General features: G+C 44.5%; 25 protein-coding genes. 13 read left to right on the top strand and 12 right to left on the bottom strand.

Annotated elements, in window-relative coordinates:
- Nucleotides 1-90: 90 nt before the first annotated feature.
- From AC1DXC_RS17500 to AC1DXC_RS17540, 9 genes are all read right to left on the bottom strand, one after another.
- Nucleotides 91-507 carry an L-rhamnose mutarotase gene (locus AC1DXC_RS17500; protein WP_477460459.1) on the bottom strand — a complete coding sequence of 139 codons (417 nt, stop codon included), beginning with the start codon at nt 505-507 and terminating at the stop codon, nt 91-93.
- A gap of 12 nt (nt 508-519) precedes the next feature.
- Nucleotides 520-1,809, bottom strand: a complete 1,290-nt coding sequence (locus AC1DXC_RS17505) for an alpha-L-fucosidase (RefSeq protein WP_477460460.1) — start codon at nt 1,807-1,809, stop codon at nt 520-522.
- A gap of 111 nt (nt 1,810-1,920) precedes the next feature.
- Entirely contained in the window at nt 1,921-3,264 is a 1,344-nt protein-coding gene (locus tag AC1DXC_RS17510; RefSeq protein WP_477460461.1) for a BamA/TamA family outer membrane protein, read from the bottom strand.
- Between the two features lie 100 nt (nt 3,265-3,364).
- Complete coding sequence (locus AC1DXC_RS17515; RefSeq protein ID WP_477460462.1) at nt 3,365-4,498, bottom strand: FAD-dependent oxidoreductase; 1,134 nt, start codon at nt 4,496-4,498, stop codon at nt 3,365-3,367.
- A 49-nt stretch (nt 4,499-4,547) separates the two neighbouring features.
- Nucleotides 4,548-5,366, bottom strand: coding sequence for a DUF6597 domain-containing transcriptional factor (locus AC1DXC_RS17520; protein ID WP_477460463.1), 819 nt, complete (start codon nt 5,364-5,366; stop codon nt 4,548-4,550).
- A 49-nt stretch (nt 5,367-5,415) separates the two neighbouring features.
- A complete protein-coding gene (locus AC1DXC_RS17525) occupies nt 5,416-7,083 on the bottom strand; it encodes a T9SS type B sorting domain-containing protein (protein ID WP_477460464.1) in 1,668 nt (555 codons plus the stop codon).
- A 96-nt stretch (nt 7,084-7,179) separates the two neighbouring features.
- Nucleotides 7,180-7,845 carry a Type 1 glutamine amidotransferase-like domain-containing protein gene (locus tag AC1DXC_RS17530; protein ID WP_477460465.1) on the bottom strand — a complete coding sequence of 222 codons (666 nt, stop codon included), beginning with the start codon at nt 7,843-7,845 and terminating at the stop codon, nt 7,180-7,182.
- Between the two features lie 104 nt (nt 7,846-7,949).
- Nucleotides 7,950-9,476, bottom strand: a complete 1,527-nt coding sequence (locus AC1DXC_RS17535; protein ID WP_477460466.1) for an ATP-binding protein — start codon at nt 9,474-9,476, stop codon at nt 7,950-7,952.
- Between the two features lie 16 nt (nt 9,477-9,492).
- The gene (locus AC1DXC_RS17540; RefSeq protein ID WP_477460467.1) at nt 9,493-10,620 is read right to left on the bottom strand and encodes an FIST signal transduction protein; all 1,128 of its coding nucleotides are present in this window, start codon (nt 10,618-10,620) and stop codon (nt 9,493-9,495) included.
- 208 nt (nt 10,621-10,828) lie between these two features.
- Here AC1DXC_RS17540 and AC1DXC_RS17545 point away from each other — a divergent pair, with 208 nt between their 5' ends.
- A complete protein-coding gene (locus AC1DXC_RS17545; RefSeq protein ID WP_477460468.1) occupies nt 10,829-11,365 on the top strand; it encodes a glycosyl-4,4'-diaponeurosporenoate acyltransferase CrtO family protein in 537 nt (178 codons plus the stop codon).
- Between the two features lie 73 nt (nt 11,366-11,438).
- On the opposite strand, the gene AC1DXC_RS17550 is transcribed toward AC1DXC_RS17545, so the two are convergent.
- Nucleotides 11,439-13,022 carry a hypothetical protein gene (locus tag AC1DXC_RS17550; RefSeq protein WP_477460469.1) on the bottom strand — a complete coding sequence of 528 codons (1,584 nt, stop codon included), beginning with the start codon at nt 13,020-13,022 and terminating at the stop codon, nt 11,439-11,441.
- Between the two features lie 271 nt (nt 13,023-13,293).
- On the opposite strand from AC1DXC_RS17550, the gene AC1DXC_RS17555 reads away from it, so the two are divergent.
- The 3 genes from AC1DXC_RS17555 (at nt 13,294) to AC1DXC_RS17565 (ending at nt 15,749) form a co-directional block, all read left to right on the top strand.
- The gene (locus tag AC1DXC_RS17555; RefSeq protein WP_477460470.1) at nt 13,294-14,130 is read left to right on the top strand and encodes a phytoene/squalene synthase family protein; all 837 of its coding nucleotides are present in this window, start codon (nt 13,294-13,296) and stop codon (nt 14,128-14,130) included.
- Between the two features lie 158 nt (nt 14,131-14,288).
- Nucleotides 14,289-14,810 carry an isopentenyl-diphosphate Delta-isomerase gene (gene idi / locus AC1DXC_RS17560; RefSeq protein WP_477460471.1) on the top strand — a complete coding sequence of 174 codons (522 nt, stop codon included), beginning with the start codon at nt 14,289-14,291 and terminating at the stop codon, nt 14,808-14,810.
- 255 nt (nt 14,811-15,065) lie between these two features.
- A complete protein-coding gene (locus AC1DXC_RS17565) occupies nt 15,066-15,749 on the top strand; it encodes a MarR family winged helix-turn-helix transcriptional regulator (protein ID WP_477460472.1) in 684 nt (227 codons plus the stop codon).
- A 123-nt stretch (nt 15,750-15,872) separates the two neighbouring features.
- On the opposite strand, the gene AC1DXC_RS17570 is transcribed toward AC1DXC_RS17565, so the two are convergent.
- On the bottom strand, nt 15,873-16,022 hold the full coding sequence (locus AC1DXC_RS17570) for a hypothetical protein (protein WP_477460473.1): 150 nt from the start codon (nt 16,020-16,022) through the stop codon (nt 15,873-15,875).
- 28 nt (nt 16,023-16,050) lie between these two features.
- On the opposite strand from AC1DXC_RS17570, the gene AC1DXC_RS17575 reads away from it, so the two are divergent.
- The 9 genes from AC1DXC_RS17575 (at nt 16,051) to AC1DXC_RS17615 (ending at nt 23,884) form a co-directional block, all read left to right on the top strand.
- Nucleotides 16,051-16,641 carry a Crp/Fnr family transcriptional regulator gene (locus AC1DXC_RS17575; RefSeq protein ID WP_477460474.1) on the top strand — a complete coding sequence of 197 codons (591 nt, stop codon included), beginning with the start codon at nt 16,051-16,053 and terminating at the stop codon, nt 16,639-16,641.
- 169 nt (nt 16,642-16,810) lie between these two features.
- Complete coding sequence (locus tag AC1DXC_RS17580; RefSeq protein WP_477460475.1) at nt 16,811-17,389, top strand: YceI family protein; 579 nt, start codon at nt 16,811-16,813, stop codon at nt 17,387-17,389.
- A gap of 35 nt (nt 17,390-17,424) precedes the next feature.
- Entirely contained in the window at nt 17,425-17,961 is a 537-nt protein-coding gene (locus tag AC1DXC_RS17585; protein ID WP_477460476.1) for a nuclear transport factor 2 family protein, read from the top strand.
- A 76-nt stretch (nt 17,962-18,037) separates the two neighbouring features.
- Complete coding sequence (locus AC1DXC_RS17590; RefSeq protein WP_477460477.1) at nt 18,038-19,726, top strand: carboxylesterase/lipase family protein; 1,689 nt, start codon at nt 18,038-18,040, stop codon at nt 19,724-19,726.
- 219 nt (nt 19,727-19,945) lie between these two features.
- On the top strand, nt 19,946-20,527 hold the full coding sequence (locus AC1DXC_RS17595; RefSeq protein WP_477460478.1) for a Crp/Fnr family transcriptional regulator: 582 nt from the start codon (nt 19,946-19,948) through the stop codon (nt 20,525-20,527).
- Nucleotides 20,528-20,608: 81 nt separating this feature from the next.
- Nucleotides 20,609-21,499 (top strand): MBL fold metallo-hydrolase, encoded by an 891-nt coding sequence (locus AC1DXC_RS17600; protein WP_477460479.1) that lies wholly within the window; start codon nt 20,609-20,611, stop codon nt 21,497-21,499.
- A gap of 68 nt (nt 21,500-21,567) precedes the next feature.
- Nucleotides 21,568-21,966, top strand: a complete 399-nt coding sequence (locus AC1DXC_RS17605) for a nuclear transport factor 2 family protein (RefSeq protein ID WP_477460480.1) — start codon at nt 21,568-21,570, stop codon at nt 21,964-21,966.
- 117 nt (nt 21,967-22,083) lie between these two features.
- Complete coding sequence (locus tag AC1DXC_RS17610) at nt 22,084-23,433, top strand: PhoH family protein (RefSeq protein WP_477460481.1); 1,350 nt, start codon at nt 22,084-22,086, stop codon at nt 23,431-23,433.
- Between the two features lie 214 nt (nt 23,434-23,647).
- Nucleotides 23,648-23,884, top strand: a complete 237-nt coding sequence (locus AC1DXC_RS17615; RefSeq protein ID WP_477460482.1) for a hypothetical protein — start codon at nt 23,648-23,650, stop codon at nt 23,882-23,884.
- A gap of 39 nt (nt 23,885-23,923) precedes the next feature.
- On the opposite strand, the gene AC1DXC_RS17620 is transcribed toward AC1DXC_RS17615, so the two are convergent.
- Complete coding sequence (locus tag AC1DXC_RS17620; RefSeq protein WP_477460483.1) at nt 23,924-24,973, bottom strand: hypothetical protein; 1,050 nt, start codon at nt 24,971-24,973, stop codon at nt 23,924-23,926.
- Between the last annotated feature and the right edge of the window lie 128 nt (nt 24,974-25,101).

The raw sequence follows: 25,101 nt of genomic DNA on the forward strand, positions 1-25,101 counted from the left end.
CCTGGCTTTACCGTAGCTATGGGTTTCAAACCCATCGCTACGGTAAAGCCCCCAGAGATTGTAATGAGGCTTCGCCCGTTAACTATCCGTCTAATTGGTATGGAACACTTCCTCCATATCGCTCCATATTTTCCCTTTTGCAGCCGCATCGGGAAGCGGGATTTGGGTAGGGTCGGTTTCTTGCCACCATTTTCGGGTGATGCTATCGGCGGCCATTTTTTTCATATCTGCACCAAAGTCGTCGCCTGTGTATTCGAAATAGCTGAACAGGTAGGGCTTGCCATCAACCTGTTTAATATAGATGGAGTAGTTGCGTATGTTGCATTCCTTGATTTTTTTGAGGACTGCGGGCCAGGCGTGCGCATGCAGGTACTTGTATCGGTCAACCTTATCGGGCTTTAAGCCGGTAATGCTGGCATAACGTTTAGCCGGATGGTTGCCGGGCACATGGTTATAAACCGTTATGCAAACAATAAGAAGGAGCAACACGATTATAAATATCTTCATTTATGCAGCGTTTTATTTGATGACGGGTATTTTCTCCGCATCCTGGTTAAGTTCTAAAACCACCACGTTGCTGTTATCATCAGGCAATTTTGCGGGCAGGCTAATTTGTATAGAATTGCCCGTTTGGTTTATGGTGACCGCTTTACCGTTGAACAAATAGGCTTTGTTGATGGATACGCCGGGCATAGTTGGGATGTTCACAGCACCATTAGCGGCATTGAACACATGCAGATAAATTTTATTGCCTTTCCGGGTGGCAGCAAAATTATCGTTCGGCGCAAAGGGACCGCCTTTGGTGCCGTAGATGGTGCTGCCGTAGGTTTTCATCCAAAGGCCTATTTCTTTTAGGCGGGTTATCTGCCGACCTTCTATTCGCCCGTCCATCATCGGGCCCACATTGAACAACAGGTTGCCATTGCCGGCCGCGGTTTTTACAAGCGTTTGTATGCATTCCTTGAGGGACTTCATCTGGTCGTTCGGTTTCCAGGCCCATTGCTGGCAAATGGTGATGCAGCTTTCCCAGGGTTCGTTCATATTTAGCTGACCGATGCGTTGTTCGGGCGTAAGGTAATCGCCAACCGATTCGTTGTTGAGCACCTCGCTCACTTTGCCAAGCCGGTTATTCACCAATATATTGGGGTTGAGGCTTTTGATGTAGTCGTATATCTCGCGGCCATCGGCGTTCGTCCATGGTTTTTCCCAGTAGCCATCGAACCAAAGCAGGTAGGGGTCGTATTTGGTAATTAATTCTTTAAGCTGCCCCTTCATCCGTGCCTTAAAGGCAGGCATATTGCCCTTTACGTTCTTCGTAGAATCGTAAGGGTTGTGGATGGGGTAGTCGGCATCGTGCCAATCAAGCACGGTGCAGTAAATGCCGAATGTAATGCCCTGCTTTTTGCAAGCCTTGGACAATTCGGCAAGGATATCGCGCTTAAACGGCGAATGCATAACGTTATAAGCAGAGAATGCCGTAGGCCACAGGCAAAAGCCATCGTGGTGCTTTGCCGTAATGACCAGATATTTCATCCCGGCATCCTTGGCGGCCTTCACCCAGGTATCGGCATTGAACAGTACCGGGTTGAACTCTTTATAAAGGCTGTCGTAATCGGCCTGTGCTACTTCTTTATTGCGGCTCCAGCCAATTTCGGTACCCCTTAAAGTCACCGGCCCAAAATGGATAAACATGCCGAAGCGTTTTTTCATAAACCCCGGCATGCGGGCTTTTTGCTTTTGCTGGGCAAAGCCCTGCATAGAAATGATGATCAGTAAACAGGCAACAAAATATCTTTTGGCAAGCATCATGGCAGATTTATATTCCTACAAAATTGGTTGGAATAAAAATAGCGGGCTTGCTTATCGGCGCAAATGGATAATCCGAATAAGATAATGGATAATACAGCGGGCCGGGAAAACCTAAAATGCCTCGTTCAGGCCCAAAAAGAAGCCCCTTGCGCCGTATTTGCCCCAGGCATAATCCAGGCATAAATTGGTGCGGGTGGCTTTGTTGAACAGTACGCGCAAGCCGCCGCCTGCGCCGGGTTGCCAAACTTTAAAGATTTGAGTCCCTGCCTCATCGTTTGCGGTTTGCAGGTTAAAGAACGCCACGCCGCTAAGGAATTTATTGCGTGTTATCGGGAATCGGTATTCGGCCTCAGAGTAGTTGTATTTGGTTCCTTTAAAATACTGTGTAACGTAACCGCGCCCGCTACGGAAAGCCCCGTCCTTGGCCGTGCCGGGCAATTCGAGGTAGGGTATGTTCCCGCTTATCAGATACGAACCCCAGTTCCAAAACGCAATAACATGCTCGGGATGGCTGGAGGATAAGCTGAAGTACTTCCTGAAATCTGTTATGAATTGTACCGAGTTTTTAGAGCTAGCCATCCAGGTTTGGTTGATGCGGAAGCCGGCATCGGCATAAATGCCTTTGTAAGGCCGGTTCTGGTTATCGCGCGTAGTGTACTGCACGTTGAACAGCAAGCCGTTTGAACGGTAATGGTCGTTATCAAAACCATGCCGTTCGTTGTAGATGCTATAAGGCGTGGCACCTACGGACTTTTTGTCTTCTATTTTACTGCGGATGTCGAACGATACCCCTGCACCCACAAATAAATTCTTCTGCACCTCTTTGTAAACCTTCTCGCGCAGGTTGAAATAGAGCGAATGCAAGGCCCGGCCTTTACGCGCCGCATTGGCCAACGTTTGGTCGTCGGCACTGCCACTATTGGGCTCGGCTATGCCCAGCCCAAAATCGGGCGATACGGTTTTGGCGGCCACCAGGTTGCCCTGGAAATTCCAGGCGTTGCCTGGCGTGTAAACGTTATGGTTTACATAAAAATAAATGATGCCTTTGGTGGTGATTGAGGCGGAGGTTGCTGCAACAGAAAGTAGCGTGTTTGGGTCGTCGCCAAACTTACGGCCGGCCACGGCTTTGATGCCCAACTGCGAGCCAATACTGGGGTTGGAAGCGATATTGGGTATAATGGTTATGCCTGAGGGTTTCTTGAATACCGTATCAGGTTTTCGTTTGGGGTGGAAGATATCCTTGAACAAATCGGCAATATCATACTGCCGGGCCAGCTCGGCCTGCTGCTGGTTATTTTGCTGCTTTAGCTGGAGGGATTTCATTTTTGCGCTCTTTACGGTATCGGCAGGGATGGGCTGCACCTGCGCCGAGGCAGCCTCACACAAACTTAAAAATAGTACTGTTGACAGTACCGCAGCAATGCTTCGGTAGGTATTTGTATGTTGATTCTTCAAGTCGGAGCAATTTAAATGGCCGCTGTTAACCAGCACGCAATTTTTTAAACCTACAAAACCTCGAAAATGTTTTGGATAGGAACGGGAAGCCCAACTCTATCTAAAAAATAGCCAGCATATTCTCCAACGCACACGGGCTGTGCATCCGTTCACCATTTTCGAGCGACTGCCGGGTGGCTGTCGCCGCTCTTTGGCGCATAGCTGTTTCGTAAGCAGTTATGGCTTCCTGCAAGCCATTGGATTTATCCGATGTCAAGCATTCGCTTAGAGCCAGGGCATCCAGCATGGCCATATTAGCGCCTTCGCCGGCAAAGGGAGGCATTACATGCGCGGCATCGCCCAGCAGGGTTACGTTCGGCTGCGCTTCCCAGGTTTGGGCTAAAGGCATATAATAAATAGGGCGGGGGATGATTGGGCTGGTGGCGTTTATGATTATCTCGTCCCACATGTCGGCCCATCCTGTGTATTCGTTTTTAAACCAGGCCAGCAGATGGGTATTGTCCGCGTAATCCGCGTTGTTGCAGGTAGCCCAGGCCTCATCAACTTTTAAGCTCAGGTAAAACCCCAGGTCGCCGGTGCCTTTTTGGCCACCCAGTATGCATTTCCCATCGCCAAAGGCCATCACCTTGCCACCGTTGAGCAATTTATAAATGGCGGGAATGGTATTCGCGGCATCGTTGATATTCAATTCCACCATGGTAATGCCCGAATACAGGGCCGTTATGTTGGTAACGTAAGGGCGTATCTTAGAGTTAGCCCCATCCGTTGCAATCACCAAGTCAGCATAAGCGGAAGCACCGTTCCTGAAATGCAGCATCCAACCATCATTATGTTTCTCCATTGAGAGGAAATGCCTATCCCATACAACGGTTTCCGGTCGTAAGGATTCCAGTAATATCTTCCTTAAGGTGCCTCGGTCCATCTCGGGGCGGGAAGACATAGCCGTGGTATCGCTTTCATGGTCGCTGAAACATATCTCTGCGCACTCGTTGACGATAATTTTCTTATCAGCACCTATATGCACGCTGGCATAAAACTCGTTCAACAGGCCTGCGTGCCGCAAGGCATCCAGTCCCGAACCTTCGTGCATATCCAGCGGGGAGCCTTGCACGCGGGCATATTTGTCAAAATCCCTTTCGTAAACCTTTACGTTTGCGCCCTTAAGCTGTAAAAGCCGTGCTAAGGTTAATCCGGCGGGGCCTGCGCCTACTATGGCGATTTGTTTGTTGCGCATCAGCATGTTCGTTTCAGATTGATACGCAAAGGTGCAGGATGCCCAGGTCTTAGGCTTGTATAAATGCGACAAAATCGCTGCCCAAAGCCTGTTTGCTTTTTTTGGTGTTCCGCGAAAATGCCGCCGGCGTAGTGCCGCTGTAGCGTTTAAATTCGCGGCTTAGGTGCGATTGGTCGGTATAGCCCAGTTCATGTGCCAGGCCGGAAAGGTTGGCCTCCGGATGGAGCCATAAATGGTTCCTTACCTGCTCGAAACGGATTAGAGCTGATACATCTTTAACCGTATGGCCCGATGATTGCTTAAAGCCCCGCTCCAGCGTGCGCACCGTGGCATGGGCTGCCGCCGCCACCTGGCTTACCGGTAAGCTGCCGTTTGCCCGCCGCATGGCCAGGCCTGCTTTGGATAACATACCGTTGGGCGCAAGCTCCAATTGGGCATCGAGGAAATACTTTTTTACTATTGCTATGGCTTCATCTATTTCGCCGGCATCTATAGAAGCCTTTAATACAGGGTTTAGTTGGGCAATGGGATGATCAAATGTTTGTACACCATGCTTACGCGCTGGTAGCCCAAGCAGATCGAACACCGCCCAGGGGTAGCACCTGATACCGATAATCTGTAACAGTCCATGCGTGTAAAAAACAGCCGGGGTATTAAGCAGGCCCATCATAAACGGCGAAGGCAATTCCTGCAATGTGCCTTTTTTTGAAATGCTGCATCCACTCCCAAAATGGAATATAATTTCGGCATAACCGTCCGGTATAACCTCAAAACTTGTTGGCTGCTGTCCAAAATCGCCCTTGTTGTGCCAAAAGCATTTTATTGCTGCGCGTAGCTCTGGCGGCGATTCGAATTCCTGGTGCTGCATGGTTAAAGATAGCCAATTTGTGCCGGATGGGATAAATACGATACCACGCCTACCTGATGAGCGTGATAAAAGAAGACTCGCTAATCTTTTTGTGGTGATAATTATCATACCCCTCAAATACCCAATAATAGGTACCGGTACTTGCCTGCTGCCCCTTGATGCGCCCATCCCAGGTTTGCGTTTTGTTTGTAGTATGGAATATGAGCGTTCCGTTGCGGTTGTATATGCTCAAGCCATTAAACAATACGTATCCGGTAGATGTTGTGGCAAAATAATCGTTTATGCCGTCGCCGTTGGGCGTAAAGGTATTGGGTGCGGTTATGGTAAACGGGGCAGGCGGCTGCACGGTAACAACTACCGGCTGGATATTTACGCAGCCCTCGGCGCTTTCTGCTTTAATAAAGTACGTTCCGCTGGTTTGCACGGATACGTAATCCGAGACTGGTATGGTGGCCGCTTCGTTTGTATAATAGCCATAAGTTACTGATGCTTGCGGCGTAAAGCTTCGGGATAAATCGACGGTAGCAGGGAAGGTTACCACTGCCGGGTTGCTGATCGCTAACTCCGGCAACCCGAAAGTAATCGTTACAGGCAGCAGGTTGCTGCAACCGCCCGGGTTTGTTGCCCTGATGTAGTAAAGGCCTGCCTGGGTTATATGGTCGGGCGAGGGTAAGTATTCAAATGCATCTGTAAGATAATCAAACTTCAGGCCCGGGCTGCTTCCGGCGGTTACGCTGGCCTTCGTAAGGTCGATAGCGGTGCCCGGGCAACCTGCTATGGTTCCTTTTGCCACAAATTTAAATTCGGCATTGATATCGTGTACCGTCGTGTACAGCGTATCGGCGCAGCCAAGGCCATTAAAAGGCGTTACCAGGACAGCTAATTTAGTTTGATCTGGCGGAGGCGGTATGCTTAGGTATTGGCCTGTGCCTATGGGCGTTTTAAAATCGGCAGTTGACCAGGAGTAGCTGGCAAAGCCCGGTGGGGCTGATAAGGTAATGGCTGGTTGGTTTGTACAATAGTTATTGCCTTCTATCGCAGCGCCTATATTTTCGTTCACATCAATATACGCATAGCCAAAATGTTGACCGAAAAAGCAGTGGTTTACGGTGAACTCTATTCTTATCTCTTTATTGTTGAGGCCCGTAAGATTGATGGTAGCCGACGACCAGGGTTTAACAAACACGCTATCGCTCACCAATTTGAAGCCCGGCAGGTTTGCCGAAGAGATAAAATCAAAAGAGGGGCAGGCCAGGTATTTATCATCGGTAACGTTATAAATCTTCACGGTGAAACGCGGCTGCTGGTTAGGCTCGTGCCCGGGGCTCACTAACACCACAGCGTAATTAAAAATAATGCTGCTTGAGCCGGTTTGCGGCACCTTAAGTTTGTATGACATTTGCTGCGCCCTGTTGCCATATAAGGTGTTGCCCAGCTTTACGCTGTACTTGCCCCCGTTTGGCGAAAAGATGGAAAAACCACCGTAATCATCTTTCAGCCCCGATTGGTCTTTCATCAACATTTTAAAACTGTTCGGGTCGGCAAAAGCGTTGTAGGCGGTTACGCTGCCATCGGCCTCCAGCTTGCCTATTGCAAAATCCCAGTTATCGAAGTTGCCTTTTTCGAACCCGATATTTTCCTGCGCAAATGATAGCGACGACAAAAATATCGTAACGGCGATCAGGTAAATAATCAATACACCTTTTGTACTAAACATCTAATGGAGGCAGGCTTGTTATAATGGCAAAAACCGGACATAAAACGCCAGCGCGAATAACCGGATGCAGTAAATTTAGCCAAAAATACCTAAATATCAGGGCGTAAATAGTTTCCAATTCCCTTCGGAGATGACTTCTACAGCACCATCAACTACTTTAATGGCGGTTTGGTCATCTATGGCGTAAGACGGCATGGGTAGGGTAGCGGCGAGTTTTTGGATATTGGCCAGGGAATTGCTCGGGAACCATTCATGATCCAGATGCGGATGGATAGCAAAATTAAGCAGGTTGAGCGATTTATCGCTTTCGGCGGGTAGGGTATGGTTGCCGTAGGTTGTTCCGTAGCGCGTCATGATCATGCTGCCTGCACTAAGGCCAACATAAACCATCTTCTTTAATAACGATGGCAACAAATCGGTCAGGCCGCATTGCTGCATCCAATAGCATAAGTACTGGCAATCGCCGCCGCCTACGAGCAAGGCATCGGTTTCCTGCAGCATGGGTACCCAAAGCTCTTGTTTGATGCTTGGGAGTGCTGTTAGCTCGAGCACGCCCAGAGATTTCCAACCCAACTGGCAAAATGGATCGCCTAAGGTGCCGCTAATTACTTTTTGTATGATTTGAGCCCCGCCCGGTATGCCGTATATGGCCGTGGGCACAAAAAGCGCGCTGGCTTCGGCAATTGGTTTGCCCAGCAGTTCTATCAATGCGTTATGGATACTTTTGTTGCTGATGCCGGCAGAAGTGAGGAGAAGTTTCATAATAATCCAAAGTTAGCGGATTAATTCATCCGCAATTAGGGGCAATCGGGACATAGTACAGGTTGAATTGAGACAACCGGCGTAGCAGGTACTCAATGGAATCCCTAAATTATTGCCCTTGCGTATTGAGCTATTTTTCGATGAAGGTCGTCCGGATTAAAGGGCTTGCTTAGGTAATCGTTCATACCTACTACAAAGGCCTGGTCTTTAATATCCAGCATAGCCGAAGCCGTAAGCGCTACTATTGGTAAATTTTTGTATTTCTCATGAGGCAGGTTGCGTATGGCCGTGGTGGTTTGGTAGCCATCCATTTCGGGCATCTGCAAATCCATCAGCACCATATCATAGTCATTTGTTTGCACAAGCGTTAAGGCTATTTCGCCATTCTCGGCTACATCGCAATCTACATCCCAAAGCTTCATGAATTGTTTGGCCAGTATAACATTTATCTGGTTGTCCTCGGCTATCAGCAACTTTACACCTTTAAGGCTTTTTGTTTCGAAACTGCTTTCCTTAATGGGTTTTGAGGCGAACTGCTTGTCGCTGTTCTTCATCTTAAGGCTGAAGTAAAAGGTAGAACCTTTGCCTACGGTACTCTCAACCTTTATTTCGCTTTCCATCAGTTCCAGCAGTTTTTTGGTAATGGTAAGCCCTAAGCCAGTACCTCCAAATTTGCGAGTGGTGTCTGAACTTGCCTGCGTGAAACTTTCAAAGATATTCTCTATTTTATCAGCCGCGATACCTATGCCTGTATCCGTTATTTCAAAGTCTATAACGGTATATTCGTCGGTGCGTTCATTCAGTGAAGCAGTGATAGTTACCTTGCCTTCTTTGGTAAATTTAACGGCATTGCTTATCAGGTTGGTTAAGATCTGGCCAAGCCTTACCGGATCGCCCTTAATAGCATTGGGTAATTCCTGGTCTATCAACAGTTTAATTTGGATGTGTTTTTCCTGCGCTTTTTGCAGTAGCGCCAGGCGTATATTGCCCACCAGATCTTTAATGCTGAAATCGGCTTCTTCAAATTCTACTCTGCCCGCTTCAATTTTGCTAAAATCCAGTATGTCGTTTATCAGCACTAGCAAGTTTTCAGCCGAAAACTTCAACATGCCGAGGTATTCCATCTGGTCCTCGCGGGGTTGCAATTGCAGCAGCAGGTGCGTAAAACCAATAACAGCGTTCATCGGTGTGCGTATCTCATGGCTCATGGTTGATAAGAATTGGGCCTTCGTCAGCGCTGCCTTTTCGGCCACATCTTTCGAAATAATGAGCTGATTTTCCAATTCTTTTGCTTTTTCTATCTGTTTCTGCAAAAACTTGATTATCGTGATCAGGTCGTCGTCGCTATGGTGTTTTTCTGTAACAGCATCGGGCGATAAGGAGGCGATAGCCTTTTTTATCTCGGAGATAGATTTGTGTTTGATCTCATTTTCCTTAAGCAGAAAGTTGTTCACTTCCTGGTATTCGCGCTCGCTTACAGCAAAGGCATGTTCTGATAACTTTTTTGTTTTTTCGAGAGAGGCGTATGAGTTACTTACCGTTTCCAAAAAGCTCTTCATTACAGGGTCTTCCAGGTATTCGTCCGGAAGAAGTTTTTTTATCTGTTTACTTAAAACGTAGTGATATTCCATACGTGGTTCCTGTAGGCTAAAATTCTGTGAATGTGGTGATGGTCATAGTTTGGTTATGCAGTTCACATTGTACGCTATCGTTAAACGGAGATATTTCGCCATAGCTATAAAAACCGGTTATGGCGGTAGCATCGCCCAGTACTTCTTTGGCGGCTTCGAGCTCTTCGAACGTCCTTTCATGCAGGATGAGCTTGCGGCCCACGCAACTGATGAGCACGGCGAGGTCGGGTGCGCTTGCTTCTATCCCTGCAAAGTTGGCCGCTTTTGACGATGCTTCGATTATTTTATCGAAGTTGGCTTTCATCAACCTTACCTTGCTTCCTTCGGGCAGGTTACCGGCAAAAGTCATCGATTTTTGCTCTTCGTTTATACTCAAAATGGTGCGTACCACCTTTTGCCCATCTTTATGGCGTAAAGACAGCGGGAACAGCAATGCCGATCCTGGCAGTTCATCAACATAATCGCCCAGATATTCTTTATAAAGATCGAGTGCGTTTTTATTATCTATTTCGAACAATATATTTTGATTCGATTTGGTGATGGTGCGTTCCTGGCCAAACTCATCCCAACCGCCAACCGAGCCATGGCCTATGCGGATGTCCGTACCGTAAAAACCGATAGCTATTACGTTTCCTTGCGATGGCGCTTCGTTTAAACCTGTTAGCGTCTTCTCAAAACGTGCAGCATCGCCGGCCAAACCACCGGTAACAGGTACGCGGTGCTTATTATCTTTATTGAGGCCGCTAACCAGTTCGCTGCCGTTGATAAAAGTACCGTCTGATATCACAAATACGCAGTTCAAATCCTCAGCAGCGAGTTTCTGCATTAAAAATAAGCCGGTATCAAAACTATTGACATGGTGTTTTATGTTGGTTTTGATACTTTTAATATTTGTTTTTTCAAATTCGATAGCGGTAACCACTGCGCTATCGTCGTAAACGGCATCGCCCAGTATTTCGCCGGCCGTTGATGAAAATGCGATATCCGCATGCGTATAGACTGACCGTAGATGCTTATAAATTTCGGGTTGGGTTATAACCGCAGGCGAACCGAATACCAATACTAACTGGGATTTTTTCGGGTCAGGGCCCGACGGTCCATCCACCCATCCGCCGTTTACAAAATGGTGCTGTCTTGTTTTCATTACTAGAGTTTTTAATCAATGGCATTTGCTCAAGGGGGAGGGCAAATATATACGGTATAAATATATTCAAATATCACGATTGTAATATTAATATACTAAAAAGATACTTTGGTGATAAATAGCTAAAGGGTTGCATCCAAAAAAATAAAAAACCACTTGTTATATTTGGGCGGTGTGCGGCATCTGAGAATCGTACCCGAATTAATAGATGAAAAAATCCTTATCCTTAATTTTAATTGCAATAGCTGCGATTGCTTCCATTTATGCCTTGGTTAAATATATCAAAATGGATGGTCTTTCCTTCGCATGGTCGCTGAATTTTGTGTTGATGATATGGGTACTCGCTTTTACGGAAGTATTAAAAAGTAAGCTTACGTCTTCTCACTATAATGAAAAGGAATGGGAGCGGGGAGGGAAAATATACGAGCGTTTTGGGGTGAATTTTTTTAGGAAATTACTTGTGTGGATTGGCTGGGAGAAGCTAAATAAAAAAGCTAACCCTGTAGGTAAAAACACAGAAGCCTTGGCGAATTTGCATTATCAAACAAAAAAGAACGAACTGGGACACCTCATTATTTTGTTTATCGTGCTGGGGTTTAATGTATTCGTGGCATTCAAATTTGGAGTTATCAAATCGTTGTGGTTACTTGTATTGAACGTTTTATTAAATCTTTACCCGGTTTTATTGCAACGATACAACCGGCCACGGATACAAAGAGCCCTGAATTTAAGTAATAGGAGATAAACGTGCCCGCATCATATGGCCCAATCCCAAGGTTTCCTGTAATAGATTATAGGCTGTTCACCTCAGCGCGTACCTACTTCGGGTTAATTGACAGGCCATTTTTCTCCCGGATAAGCTGAAAAAGATGATCGGGGCGTACGATTACATAATCTTCATTAAGTGAATTAGCCACATTTTTAAAACTTGTTGGCGATACACCCTGCCAGGGTTGCGCCTGTATAATTACGAAACGTGGCGAAACCCTGTTCCAACCGGAGGCGGCTCTGGCGATATGGTCTTTCATCGCCTCTTCGGTTGTACAATAGTTACAGGAAAGCGCCATCCCGGGCAAGCTGTTGTTATAGATAGTGAGCCCGCCTCCGGTGTTCTGGGCAGTTAGGCCGAGTAAGGATTTTGCCTCGCCTGCATAAATCTTCCCAACATTAGGGTTGATACCGCCGGTAATCGTGTTCCAGATGGTGATTACCCGTAAACCAGCGCGGTTATTATAGTCTTGGGTTTTAGTGACAAACTGTTTCAGCAAATTTTCATCGGCCCAGGTATTAGGATAAGTATAGCCATAGCCGGAAGGCCCCGAAATCAGATTGTCATTTTTTGTAGAAGTTTGATAAAAATAGTTAAGCGCGCCGGGCATGGCATCCAACATAGCAGGCGACACCGTCCAACCCATCGGGACAGCGCCCCGGTCGGGGTTATCCCAAAGTTTACGCATCGCATGCTCTATAAATTGTAAATTATCTCCGTCGCTTAATATAAATGCAACATAAATCTTGTTTTTGAGCGCCGGCTTTGGCGGAATTGGTTTTATATGTACGATTCGGGAGGTACCGCTATGCACCGTTAGGTTGGTGCTCCAATCGCTCGCGATGGTTGCGATGCCATACCTGGAAGCCCGCTCTATTCCCGGCGCTTCCTCAGGCCACCAGCCCATAAAGCTTGCACCGGGCGACATGGAAGACAAGAATTTGTCCAGCAGTTCACTTTCGCCAGCCACTTTAGGGTCGAGCCATATTACCGCAGCGCCTACTGCTATTGCATATTCGCGAAGAGCCGCTTTATGCACCCCCGGATTTAACCCGATTAGTAATCGGTGGTCAAGAGTGGGCCAATAGGTATCATATAGCGATTGGTAAACGGCTAGCTTACTGTTGAATTTTCCCCGCAAATCAATCAAGATGGGTAAATTATAAGGAGGGGCCGTTAATTTGGACAATAATAAGGGCGAGGCAATTAAAGCGCCTTTGCTTTTTGCAAGCACCATAGCCAGGTTAATGGTATGTACCTGAGCGGAATCATAAACGATCAAACCCGAAATTTCACCACGGTATTTGGTAATCAGGTCCCATTTGTCGGTAGGGTCAGTCCACTTCAAACCAAGGGATTGTAGCCAGGTATGCGGCCCTTCGGCCAAAGCATCACCCTCATAAGAGAAAATACGTGGTTTTTTGCGATTCACCAAACCCTTCAGCGAAGCAAACAGGTACATTTCTGCCGAGGAGTAAGGAGAGCTATCGCGGAGCATGATCAAATCCTGTACCTGCGCAGGAGCCGGGAAAGATGGCAGCAGCTGACCATCCGGCCATTTAATTTGGGCGATGGAGGGCGTGACAAACAACAAACAGAACAAAAAAAGACAAGCGGCTTTGATCGTAGGCATTTTAATCAGTTTTATCGTCGGATAAATATAGCTGGTGTTTGGTGAGAATAGTAATAAAACGATTTATTATGTAACTAAGACCGGTATTTAAGTCAGGAACATCGATTCAATATAGTACAATTTTGAATTAATAATGAGATTATGATACCAAATTGTTTTATATTTGACCGGAATTTGTGAAACGCCACAGTTTAATTCCAGGCAGGAGTGCCGCCCTGTATTATTCGAACAAGATTTCGGCCTGATTATGCATTAATACCGCTATGATAAGATGAAAGAACGATTTGATACTTTATCTGCTAAATGCAGCATGGAAACAACGCGGCTTTATAGCACGAGTTTTTCGCTGGGTATCCTTTTTTTAAGAAAAGAAATCCGTGAACCTATATATGCAATTTATGGCTTTGTAAGACTGGCTGACGAAATTGTGGATAGTTTTCATGATTACCCAAAATCGCAAATGCTCGCAGAATTGAAATCAGAAACTTTTATGGCAATTAAGCGGGGGATAAGTATTAACCCCGTGGTTAATTCATTTCAGCGGGTGATTAATAAATTTAGTATTAGTCACCACCTGATCGAGGAGTTTTTGAACAGCATGGAAATGGATCTGCAACAACAAGCGTATGACGCAGTTAAATATCAGCAGTATATTATGGGATCTGCTCAGGTAGTAGGTTTAATGTGTTTACATGTTTTCACCAATGGCGACTATGATGAATTTGAGAAATTAAAGGCACCGGCAATGAAATTAGGGTCTGCTTTTCAGAAAGTAAACTTTCTTCGGGACCTTAATGCAGACTATCAGGAACTGAACCGGACTTATTTCCCCAACATTAACCTGTCTGATTTCTCTGATGAAAATAAAAGGGCTATCGAACAGGATATCCTTACAGAGTTTAATGAGGCTCTGGTCGGGATAAGGCAATTGCCGCGTTCCTGCCGCAAAGGCGTTTACCTGGCCTACGTTTATTACAAGCAGTTATTTCGTAAGATTGCCAAAGTACCTGCAGAAAAAGTGATGTCGGGAAGGATACGGGTGTCTAACGGCCACAAGTTTTATTTAATGTTCGACTCATTGGTCAGGTACAAATTGAACGTATTGTGAGCTGTTTAGTTTGGCTTTGGGTGTTACCGCTGGGCGCTTTTGCAATACAAACAACTGGTTTTTATAGGATGGAGAGCTATTGATTACCATACGCAATGATTTTTAACTGTTCATCTGGCTTAGCTGCGGGTAAACGAAAGAACTAAACAACTGAAAAATTGAAAAATAGTGTAATGATAGTAGATGCCGATGGCCAAACCAGAGGTACTATGGAAAAGATGGCCGCTCACCGTACAGGGACCATGCACCGCGCCTTCTCTGTTTTTATATTCAATAACAACGGTCAATTACTGCTTCAGCAAAGAGCTTTAGATAAATACCATTCGGGCGGGCTATGGACAAATACCTGTTGTAGCCATCCGCATTTAGGCGAAGTTACGCTTAATGCTGCTCATCGCCGCTTACAGGAAGAAATGGGAATCAATTGTGAACTTACGGAGCTTTTCCAGTTTAGTTATCGCCACGAATTTGAGAATGGTTTGATTGAGCATGAATACGACCATGTTTTTATGGGCATAAGCGACGATTTGCCCTTGCCCAACGCGACGGAAGTTGCCGATTTCAGGTATATGGATACCGATGTTTTAATATTTGAATTGTTTGAACAGGCGGATCAATACACCCCCTGGTTTAAAATATGCCTGGAACAGGTGTTGGAAATCTACTTTCAAATTAATTAAAATCATTTTGCTCATCAATATTGCTATTTTATCGGCTGCGTTTTTCGGCATGCAGGAGCGACCTGGTTAACCACCAAATATGTAATGGCATTTAGCAGTAATACATTTTCATGTTAAAAATGAAATAGTGAAAAGCTTCAAGCTGCATAGTGAAAATTATGGACGGCCGTGCTGCCTCTAAAACGCTAAAACCTGTACCAATTAAAAGTTACTAAATTTGAACGATTAGCCGGTAGTCATAAAATATATAGCATCATGCAATCATACCAACTCATTCATCAATTATTAAACCTTGTAGAAGAACTGGAACAGGAAAACCAGGGGCGAGAAGTTTCAATTCAGGATTTTACCGGTTTTTTGCTGAATAACGCGAACAATCCGACGGCGTATAGGGTAAACAATGAGGTGAGATTTGGTGAAAGCGATGGTGCAGCATTAGATATCGCTTATCAGTTGGATAATAACATTGGCCGTTTATTTGTTTTTATGAGCCGCTATGCAAAGTCTTATATAAAAAAGGCTTTGGAAGGAACCCCGCTGCAAACCGCCGAAGATTTCACAGCCTTAGCAATTTTGCTCACTCATACACACCTGTCTAAAAGCGCATTGATCAGCCATAATTTGCAAGAAAAAACCTCAGGCACGGAGGTAATCAGACGCTTGATAGCCTCGGGACTTGTAAGACAATGGGATGACGAAAAGGATAAAAGAAGCAAACACATAGCCATTACCGATGATGGAAAAAAATTATTATTCCAGGTTTTTACGCATACAAACTACGTGGGTAAAATTATTACAGGCAGATTGACGGTATCCGAAAAATTCACACTACAATATCTATTGCAGAAGTTGGAAGCTTTTCATTTAGAGCATTACGAAAAGAAAACCATTCTTAATAAGGACGATCTTAAAAAGGTTGCTGAAGAAAACCACGACTAATTAAATTCCCAAGCGTCTTCCCATTGAGTTTTGGTCTACCGTTAAACGGCTACGGCAAAATCTTGTACTTGGCCCGATATGGATTCACAATAAAAAAAGCCTGTGAAAACAAAAAAAACGGTTTCACCACAGGCCAGTACCCAGCGCCGGAGTCGAACCAGCACGATTATTATAGTCCTGAGTTTTGGCAACGAACTGTTTCAGCAAATTTTCATCACTCCAGGTGTTAGGATAAGTATAACCATAGCCGAAAGAGGCAATTAAATCGGCCAAATAAAGTTAAATTAGTGGTTTAAATAATATGCTGGATATTTTCTTCGATAAGCTGTCAAAATGGGTAACACTAACAGAAACTGAAAAAGAAATTTTCAGGCAGCATGTTACTGTAAAGAAATTAAGAAAGCATCAGTACTTTTTGCAGGAGGGAGAAACTTGCAGATCGGTGGTATTTGTGAGTAAAGGCATGCTGCGTTCGTATTTGGTAGATGAGAAAAATAACGAACACATTATACAATTTGCGCCGGAGGGTTGGTTTATATCTGATATATCCAGTTTTATAAATGAAGACAAATCCGATCTGAATATTGATGCAGTAGAAGATTCTGAATTGATATTGATAAGCAAAACTGCGCACGTTTACCTGGAGGCTGCTGTTCCCGAATTTTTCAAGTTTAACTACACCCAGTATCGGGGTGCATATATTTCGCTGCAAAAAAGGTTAATAGACATGTTCACCCTGTCGACCGATGAAAGATACACCAAGCTGCTAAGCATATATCCGGATATTACCCAGCGTGTGCCACAACATATGATCGCTTCTTATCTCGGATTAACCCCCGAAACGCTAAGTCGTGTCAGAAAAAGGCTTTTTGTAAAAAAGGCTGAAGTATGATTATCGGCCAATTGACCAAAATCAATATAATTTCTTGATTCGAATCAAGATATCGGAACCCAATCCCTTCTATTTTTACCCCGAAGCTTCTTATCGTCAAATTAAGCATTCCAATGCAATTGGCAGCGCTGAAGTTTTCATTTAGCTGGATTCAAACCAATTATTAAACATGAAGAAATTATTACTATCAGGAGTTATCCTGCTTCTGCAAACCTCGTTATTTGCCCAAACGGTCACCTGGAAAAATGATAAAATGCATTCCAAACTTAAGTTTACCGTTACCCATCATTTGCTTTCGGACGTAGATGGTTTGTTCAAAAATTTTAATGTTACCATAACTGCAAGCAAGCCCGATTTTAGCGATGCCGTTTTTGAACTTTCGGCAGATGTGTCCTCCATCAACACCGAAGTTGAAATGCGCGACAATGACCTTAGAAGTGCTAACTTTTTTGATGCTGCAAAATACCCGGCTATCACTTTCAAAAGTTCATCATTAAAGGCAGATGGAGCGAACAAGTATAAGCTCACCGGCAACCTTACCATGCATGGTGTTACAAAACCTGTAACGATGGATCTTTGGTACCGGGGCACAAAAGAGAACCCAAATAGCAAGCAAAACGATGCCGGTTTTAAATTACGGGGTACATTAAAGCGGTCAGACTTTAATATTGGGGCAAACACGCCTACGGTACTTGTAGGCGACGAGGTAGAGATCGCAGCTGATGGTGAGTTTGCAAAAGCACAGTAATGCATTGCATCTAAAATGTTTTTGCTTTCTTACTAATGATCAACGGAACTTCTTTACACGCTAACAATAAATTACAAATGCATAAAAAATTTATTATACTTTCTATAGCCATCATGGCTTTATTTAAAAATGACATTTTTGCACAATTGCAGGTCATGCCGCTCGCAAATCAAAAAACATTATTACAAAGCAGCGATCCTAAACTTGCAGCCAATAAAAAGCTGGTGTACGATTGCTGGCGTGAAATTTTGGAAGGCGGCCATCTCGAATTCGCAGATAAATATCTCGCCGAAACCTATATGCAGCATAATCCAAATGTTCCAACAGGCAGAAAAGGGTTTGTTGAAGTATTTTCAAAGTTTGCAAAACCTAAACCAATTGTGGATACCATACAAGCGCCGGTAGTCGCTATTGTTGCAGAAGGTGATTTGGTTGTGATAAGCTTTGCCACAAAATTGCCAGACCCTGCAGACAGCACAAAAACGTACACATCCACCTGGTTCGATATGTTCCGCATAGAAAATGGAAAGCTTGCAGAACACTGGGATGGGGCCCAAAAAACAAAGAATTAACACTGATTTCCATCCTAATATCAGGCCAATAATGAAGCGTGGTAACATTTCATGAAGCGCCACCTAACATAAAGTTATGTACATATCAAGCAGAAGAAAATTTTTAGGGCAGTTGTCAGTTATTACTGCTGCGATCACCCTCCCCAAATTCGCGAGTTCTTCAGTCCCAACTGAAGACGATTTCGTAATCGCCGAAGCCGCTGAGGGTAAACTCAGGGGCATCAGAAAGGATGGGGTTTGTTTATTCAAGGGCATTCCTTACGCCGGTAGCCTTTCGGGCGACAGGCGATTTACAAGGCCAGGTCCCTTGAAACCCTGGACGGGGGTACGTGACGCCTTACAACTCGGTGCTCCCTCTATCCAACCTCAATTTCAGTCTCGTGCCGTAAACGAACCTAAGCCGGCTGAAGACTGCTTGTTTTTAAATGTTTGGACGCCAGCTAATGATAATAAGAAACGGCCTGTGATGTTTTACAATCATGGAGGAGGTTTTTCTAACGGCTCTGGTGGCGCCCTTGATCAGGATGGCTCAAACCTCGCCCGCTTTTTTGATGTGGTCGTAGTAGAAACAAACCACCGGTTAGGGCTAATGGCTTTTCTGTACCTGGAAGATATTGCAGGCCCGGAATATGCCGGTTCTGGTAATAATGGCCTTCTGGATATTGTCGACGGCTTAAAATGGGTGAAAAAGAATATTGCGGCCTTTGGAGGCGACCCAAACAATGTGATGATCTGGGGCGAATCGGGCGGAGGCGCAAAAACGAGTTGTTTATATGCTATGCCCGCTGCAGCGCCATATTTCAATAAAGCTTCAATTGAAAGCGGGCCTGGCCTAAGGATGATGCCAAAAGAGGCGGCAATAGAAATGACGAAACTGGTATTTAAGGAATTGGGTATCGATGCAAAGGACTGGAAAAAAATACTCGATGTCCCCGTGAAAGACCTGATGGATGTTCAAAATAAAATTCCCGGCCTTATGGCTAATACCGACTACGTTAAAAAAAACGGTGCTGTAGGGTTCGTTCCAAACAATTTTGCGCCTGTGGTTGACGGGGTTGCACTGCCCCATGACCCGTTTGACCCGTTTGCGCCGAAAATTTCAAAGGACAAGCCGCTCATGACGGGGTGGAATGAAGATGAATGGGCGTTTTTTGCAATGTATTCGCGTGATACCGCTCCCCTTCAAAAGGATTTTACATTTGAAGCATTGCAAGCAAATTTCCAACAGGAGTTCGGAGCCGATACGCAAAAAATTATTGCGACGTACAGGCAAACCCGACCGAATGCATCGGCAACGGATATCTGGATGGCTGTAAGATCAATTAATATGATGGGGCTTGGCTCCATTGCCATCGCAGAAAGGAAAGCAGAACAGGGGGGCGCTCCTGTGTACCTATACAATTTTTGTTATAAATCCGAAGCAAAGATCCCGGGTACCGATTACCCATTGGGCACGCCGCATGCTATGGATATCACATTCAAATTTAATAACGAAGTGCCAGGCGCACCGGCCGGTTTTTTAAGCGGGAACAAGCCTGAACGCTTTGTTGCATCGCATCACATGGCCGAACTTTGGACTACGTTTGCAAAGACCGGTAAGCCTGCTGCCAAGGATGTGCCGAAATGGCCAGCCTATAATTTGACAGACCGGCCTACTATGCGTATTGATGCTAAATGCGAAGTAATTAACGACCGGTATAAGGAAGAACTGGCAATGTGGCGGTCTATTGGTAGGATAGGCTATCACTCACTTAATTCAAAGTAGCAGCATTTTAAGGCATTAATCAGGAGGTTTTCAATCGGAAATCGGCAAAATCCTGTAAAGTTATCTTGATTGATTTAGAGTTCTTGCGAGCTGAAAAATGGCAGCTTCTCAGTAAATACTATTTCAATATTGGGTCGCCTTGATACTATAAATCAAATACAGCGGAAAAGAGGTCGCGCTCCTTCGTCGGATTATTGGTAACTTTACAGTACCTACTACATGATAAACCTCCTTAAACAAAATATCGCTAAACATATTTCTCTTTCTGAAAAAGAAACAGAAGAATTTTGCAATTTATTTCAACCAAAATCAATTAGAAGAAAAGATTTTTTATTGAGGGCCGGCGAAGTTTGCAGATTTGAAGGTTTCGTTACCAAAGGGCTTTTTCGTGTTTATCATATCGACCAGAACGGCTTTGACCAAATACTTTATTTTGCCATTGAAAACTGGTGGATTACCGATATTGATAGTTTTACCAATGGTACGCCCTCACAACTTTTTATTGAGGCACTGGAAGACAGTGAGGTGCTTTTAATTACAAAAAAGGACAAAGAATTTGCCTATACAAACCTGCCTGAAATAGAAAAATTATTTAGGGTGATGACCCAAAAAACGCACGTTGCCCTGCAACGGAGAATGATAGATAATTTAAGTAAAACTGCCGACCAACGCTATCTTGACTTTATTGAAAAATATCCGCAGCTCTTCCAACGGCTATCCAATCTCCAGATTGCTGCATATTTAGGTATCAGCCACGAATTTTTGAGTAAAATCAGGCGAAAGATTTCCGGCCGAAAATAAAATTGCCCGCATTTATTGAACTTGTTCAACGTTTTGAGGGTTAAACAGTAAGCATCTTTGTTTCATCATTTAAATCAAAAGATGAAACAGATTTTTTCAACGGTATTACTAACCACTTTAATTTTATTCAAAATGGATGTACAGGCACAAAGCTTCAAAACAATTGAAGCAAACAACTTAAAACTTGAAATTTACAACGCATCAGAAAATGCCTTTGGTGTGGCGTCGGTCATCATATCCGGCAAAACCGATGCAGTGTTGATTGATGCGCAATTTACCCTGGCCGATGCTGAAAATGTAGCACAGGAAATTAAAAATTCTGGAAAGAAATTAACGGCTATTTATGTTTCTCACGGCGATCCCGATTTTTACTTTGGCTTAGAAGTATTCAAAAAGTACTTTCCTGAAGTAACCGCTTATGCTTCGCCGGCAACGGTAGAGCATATTAAGGCAACCGCTCAAAAGAAGTTAGATGTTTGGGGTGGCCAACTGGGCAATAAGGTAACCTCAAATGCTATTTTACCACAGGTATTAAAAGGCAACAGCATCGAGCTGGAAGGTCAGAAAATAGAAATTGTGGGCTTAGAAGAGTTCCCTGCTAAAACTTTTGTATGGATACCTGCTATCAAAGCCATTATAGGCGGTATCAACATCTTCGGAACCACATTTAATTTATGGATGGCTGATGCACAAACAGCAGATGCCCGTAATCAATGGATTGCTGTTTTAGAGAAAATTGAAGCATTGCATCCGGCTATCGTAATCCCCGCCCACGCCAATAACGCCAGTCCGTTTGATATCAGTGCTGTTAAACATACCAAAACGTATATCCAATTTTACGAAGAAGCTTTGAAAACCAATAAAACCTCAACGGCATTGGTTGCGACTATAAAAGCAAAATATCCTGCGCTTACTTTTGAAATAGCCTTGCAGATTGGCGCGAAAGTAAACACCGGCGAAATGAAATGGTAAAATAAGCAATTTTGTTCAACCTGGCAGTGCTTATTGTGCTGCCGGGTTGTGCCGTAAAACAAAAGAAAATGACCAATTTAGAAATTGTTAGAAGCACCTACGAAGGCAAAACTTCCGAGGAAAATGGTAGAAACCTGGCTAAATATGTAGCCGATAATATCAGCTGGACAGAGGCCCATGGCTTCCCTTATGGCGGAACATACATCGGCATGGATAACATCACCAAAAATGTTTTTAGCCGCCTGGGTAGCGAATGGATTGATTATAAATTCACACCCGAAGACTATGTGGCCGGCGATGATAAGGTGGTAGCCTACGGTACCTATACCGGGACTTATAAAATTACCGGCAAACCTTTTGAAGCAAGGGTGGCCCATGTATGGAAACTAAAAGATGGAAGAATTATAAGCTTCGAACAATTTGTAGACAGCAAGCCGGTGCTTGATGCCATTGAAGAAAAACAATAAATCGCGCTTTAGAAGCACTTAACGCGCAGCCGAAAAGTTACCTGCTTTTTTGTAAATCTTTGTGCGGACAGTGTTGCCTTGGTTTTTTATCCATCAAAATCATTAATTTAGCCATTGATGAATAAGGATACTACAGACAAGGCCGACCGGAAAAAGAAGATATTTGTGCTGGATACATCGGTTATCCTATATGACCACAACGCTTTCGAGAACTTTCAGGAACATGATGTGGCCATACCCATACAGGTGCTGGAAGAGCTGGACAACATGAAAAGCGGTAACGATACCCGCAATTTTGAGGCGCGCAGCTTTATCCGCCTGATGGACGATATATCCAAAAATCAACTCATCAACCAGTGGATGCCCTTGAACGGCAAAAGCAAGGGCAGCTTTAAGGTGATAATGGACGTGAAGAACAGCAGTGCCGATGCCGAAGAGGTTTTTGGTTCTGAAAAGATAGACCACCGCATCCTGAACGCAGCCCTTGGCGTACAGTTCGAGAACCCGGATAAAAAGGTGATACTGGTATCTAAAGACATTTGCCTGCGCCTTAAAGCCAAGGCCTTAAACCTATATGCCGAAGATTACGAAACGGGCAAAGTAAAAAACCTGGAAGAACTGTACAGCGGCAAAACCGTGCTGAACAAGGTAACTGAGAAGCTGATGGCGCGGCTGAATAAAAACGATACCATCCCGGCAGAGGACTTGGAGATAAAGGCCCAAAGCAACCAGTTTTTTGTATTGAATAGCAAAAACGCAACCGCATCGGCTTTCTACAACAAACAAAGCAACCGGATAGAAAAGGTTACCGAGCAGCCTGTACTCAATATACATCCGCGCAATTTGGAGCAGGCTTTCGCCATACACGCCCTGCTGCACCCCGATATTAAGCTGGTGACCATACAAGGCAACGCCGGCACGGGTAAAACCCTGCTGGCCCTGGCCAGCGCACTGGAACAACGCAAGCATTACCGCCAGATTTTTGTTACCCGCCCCATTGTGCCACTAAGCAATAAAGATATAGGCTTTTTGCCGGGCGACGTAAAATCGAAGATAGACCCTTACATGGCGCCTATTTGGGATAACCTGAAGTTTATTAAAGATCAGTTTGCCGACGATGAAAAGATGCAGGGCAAAATAGATGAGCTGGTGGCCAACGATAAGATATCTATAACCCCACTGGCTTTCATCCGTGGGCGCACGCTGGCCAAAATATTTTTTATTGTAGATGAGGCCCAGAACCTTACGCCTCACGAGGTGAAGACTATCATCTCCCGCGCAGGCGAGAACAGTAAATTCGTTTTCACCGGTGATATTTACCAGATAGATACCCCATACCTGGATGCCGAGAGCAACGGCTTATCGTATCTGATAGATAAAGCCAAAGGACACCCGCTATACGCGCATATAACGCTGCAAAAAGGCGAGCGCAGCGAACTGGCAAATTTGGCTACGGATTTGTTGTAAGTGCCATATAAACGCTATTGCCGTGGGCATGCAAAACAGGTTGGCCAAATTTCTTGAGCCTGTAGATAATCTTTTTTCTTAATCGTTAATAAAACGCCCTGAATGATACGTGTTTACCATATTTTGAGTTAAATTTAACATTTGATGACACAATAAGGCGGTTTGTTTGCCGTATTTATAGCACATCTACATTTTAAAAATACTGACCCCAAAAATGGATTACAAAGTTAAACTGACAGACGGCAAAGCGCAGTTGGTAAACATCACCAGCGCTTATTTTAAATCGTGGCAGGTGTGGCACGTGAGGTTTATAGACGGGCGGGTAGCCATGTTATTTAAGCTCGGAAGCGAGTGGATGCAGCGCAACGAAGATTTCCTGGAAGAAGAGGTGTTGCAGGTTATAGGCAGCACCATTGATAGGATTATTTATAAACGGAACATCGCGTTTTAACGCAGGAGGCGTATTTTGACAACCAAACTGCACGCTTTTTTAATCCCAGCCGTCGTTTGTACTCGTTGCTTTTACAGCCGGTAGCTCTTTTAGCTTGATTATAGAGCCGTTTTGATGGTCGATCATCATCTCGTACGTGCTTTCATTGCCTGAACTTGCCGATGTTCCGGTGGTGCCAAACATTCCGTTGACGATTATTAAACTGGCAGCACTTGGCGGGGTTTTGGCCATGCCGGTAAAGGTAAACTCGTTCTTGACTTTTTTAAGCGGATAAAAACCGAACGCTGTAACAATGTACGGCGTTCCTTTGTACACAATAGCGTAAGTTTTTTTCAGTTTAACATCCCTTAGTTTTCCTTTTTCATCGGGCGCTTTTACAAAACCCGGGTAAACGTAATCGTTCTCTATCGTTATGCCTTGCTTATCGGGTAACTGGGTTTTAAACGATTGATAAGTTAAATACAAGCCATCAGTATAGCTGCTGGTATTGTATAATGGCAAAGCTTTTTTTTCAATGCTGTCGATATGCATCACATCATTGTAAGTGTAAATCCGTGCATCAGTTGCAGGTAGCATGGTAAGGCTTGCCTGTATAAAAACGGTTAACAACATGCTTCCGCTACGTAATATCGGATTGGTGACATCGATAGACGAACGGAGCTGCACAAGCGTATCCAAAGAATTTATTTTTAGATACCCGGTTCCCTTTTTGGCGTACATTTCGGCTTTTACAGTACAATAGCCATATTCGCCAATAGCGTTTGTCAGCTCCGCGAAACTAAACTGCCTTAGCTGTAATAATAATTCGCTATTGCCTGCATCAGTGCCTAATAACGAAGCAAGAATCCGTTTTATTTCTGCCGAAAATGGGGCAGGGGGCGTAACTTTTGTTACCTTGTTATATACACCCGTTTGCACGTAACCCAAACCAGCTACATTTGTACGTGAATCTTCCAGGTTGATGGAATTATATAAGCTATGCTCTACTTTAGCATCTGATAAGGTCACCTCGAAAATAACCTTGTTTTGCGCGAAAGCATTGGTGCAAAAGAGCAAAAGAAATACAGGGAGAAGAGTTTTGTTATACATCGTCATAAGATTCAGGCAAATTTAAATGTTAAGGCCAAAATAAGCACAAATAACGCAACATTCCTTTTACAGGCAACAAAAAATCCCGGGAGGATTATCATCTCTCTCCGGGATTACTATAAGGGCCG

It is taken from the genome of Mucilaginibacter sp. P2_D11 (assembly GCF_056404435.1).

Coding starts and splice junctions, on each gene's coding strand:
- AC1DXC_RS17500 (WP_477460459.1), bottom strand. CDS start 507: ATGAAGATATTTATAATCGTGTTGCTCCTTCTTATTGTTTGCATAACG.
- AC1DXC_RS17505 (WP_477460460.1), bottom strand. CDS start 1,809: ATGATGCTTGCCAAAAGATATTTTGTTGCCTGTTTACTGATCATCATT.
- AC1DXC_RS17515 (WP_477460462.1), bottom strand. CDS start 4,498: ATGCGCAACAAACAAATCGCCATAGTAGGCGCAGGCCCCGCCGGATTA.
- AC1DXC_RS17520 (WP_477460463.1), bottom strand. CDS start 5,366: ATGCAGCACCAGGAATTCGAATCGCCGCCAGAGCTACGCGCAGCAATA.
- AC1DXC_RS17525 (WP_477460464.1), bottom strand. CDS start 7,083: ATGTTTAGTACAAAAGGTGTATTGATTATTTACCTGATCGCCGTTACG.
- AC1DXC_RS17530 (WP_477460465.1), bottom strand. CDS start 7,845: ATGAAACTTCTCCTCACTTCTGCCGGCATCAGCAACAAAAGTATCCAT.
- AC1DXC_RS17535 (WP_477460466.1), bottom strand. CDS start 9,476: ATGGAATATCACTACGTTTTAAGTAAACAGATAAAAAAACTTCTTCCG.
- AC1DXC_RS17540 (WP_477460467.1), bottom strand. CDS start 10,620: ATGAAAACAAGACAGCACCATTTTGTAAACGGCGGATGGGTGGATGGA.
- AC1DXC_RS17545 (WP_477460468.1), top strand. CDS start 10,829: ATGAAAAAATCCTTATCCTTAATTTTAATTGCAATAGCTGCGATTGCT.
- AC1DXC_RS17550 (WP_477460469.1), bottom strand. CDS start 13,022: ATGCCTACGATCAAAGCCGCTTGTCTTTTTTTGTTCTGTTTGTTGTTT.
- AC1DXC_RS17555 (WP_477460470.1), top strand. CDS start 13,294: ATGAAAGAACGATTTGATACTTTATCTGCTAAATGCAGCATGGAAACA.
- AC1DXC_RS17565 (WP_477460472.1), top strand. CDS start 15,066: ATGCAATCATACCAACTCATTCATCAATTATTAAACCTTGTAGAAGAA.
- AC1DXC_RS17575 (WP_477460474.1), top strand. CDS start 16,051: ATGCTGGATATTTTCTTCGATAAGCTGTCAAAATGGGTAACACTAACA.
- AC1DXC_RS17580 (WP_477460475.1), top strand. CDS start 16,811: ATGAAGAAATTATTACTATCAGGAGTTATCCTGCTTCTGCAAACCTCG.
- AC1DXC_RS17585 (WP_477460476.1), top strand. CDS start 17,425: ATGATCAACGGAACTTCTTTACACGCTAACAATAAATTACAAATGCAT.
- AC1DXC_RS17590 (WP_477460477.1), top strand. CDS start 18,038: ATGTACATATCAAGCAGAAGAAAATTTTTAGGGCAGTTGTCAGTTATT.
- AC1DXC_RS17595 (WP_477460478.1), top strand. CDS start 19,946: ATGATAAACCTCCTTAAACAAAATATCGCTAAACATATTTCTCTTTCT.
- AC1DXC_RS17600 (WP_477460479.1), top strand. CDS start 20,609: ATGAAACAGATTTTTTCAACGGTATTACTAACCACTTTAATTTTATTC.
- AC1DXC_RS17605 (WP_477460480.1), top strand. CDS start 21,568: ATGACCAATTTAGAAATTGTTAGAAGCACCTACGAAGGCAAAACTTCC.
- AC1DXC_RS17610 (WP_477460481.1), top strand. CDS start 22,084: ATGAATAAGGATACTACAGACAAGGCCGACCGGAAAAAGAAGATATTT.
- AC1DXC_RS17615 (WP_477460482.1), top strand. CDS start 23,648: ATGGATTACAAAGTTAAACTGACAGACGGCAAAGCGCAGTTGGTAAAC.
- AC1DXC_RS17620 (WP_477460483.1), bottom strand. CDS start 24,973: ATGTATAACAAAACTCTTCTCCCTGTATTTCTTTTGCTCTTTTGCACC.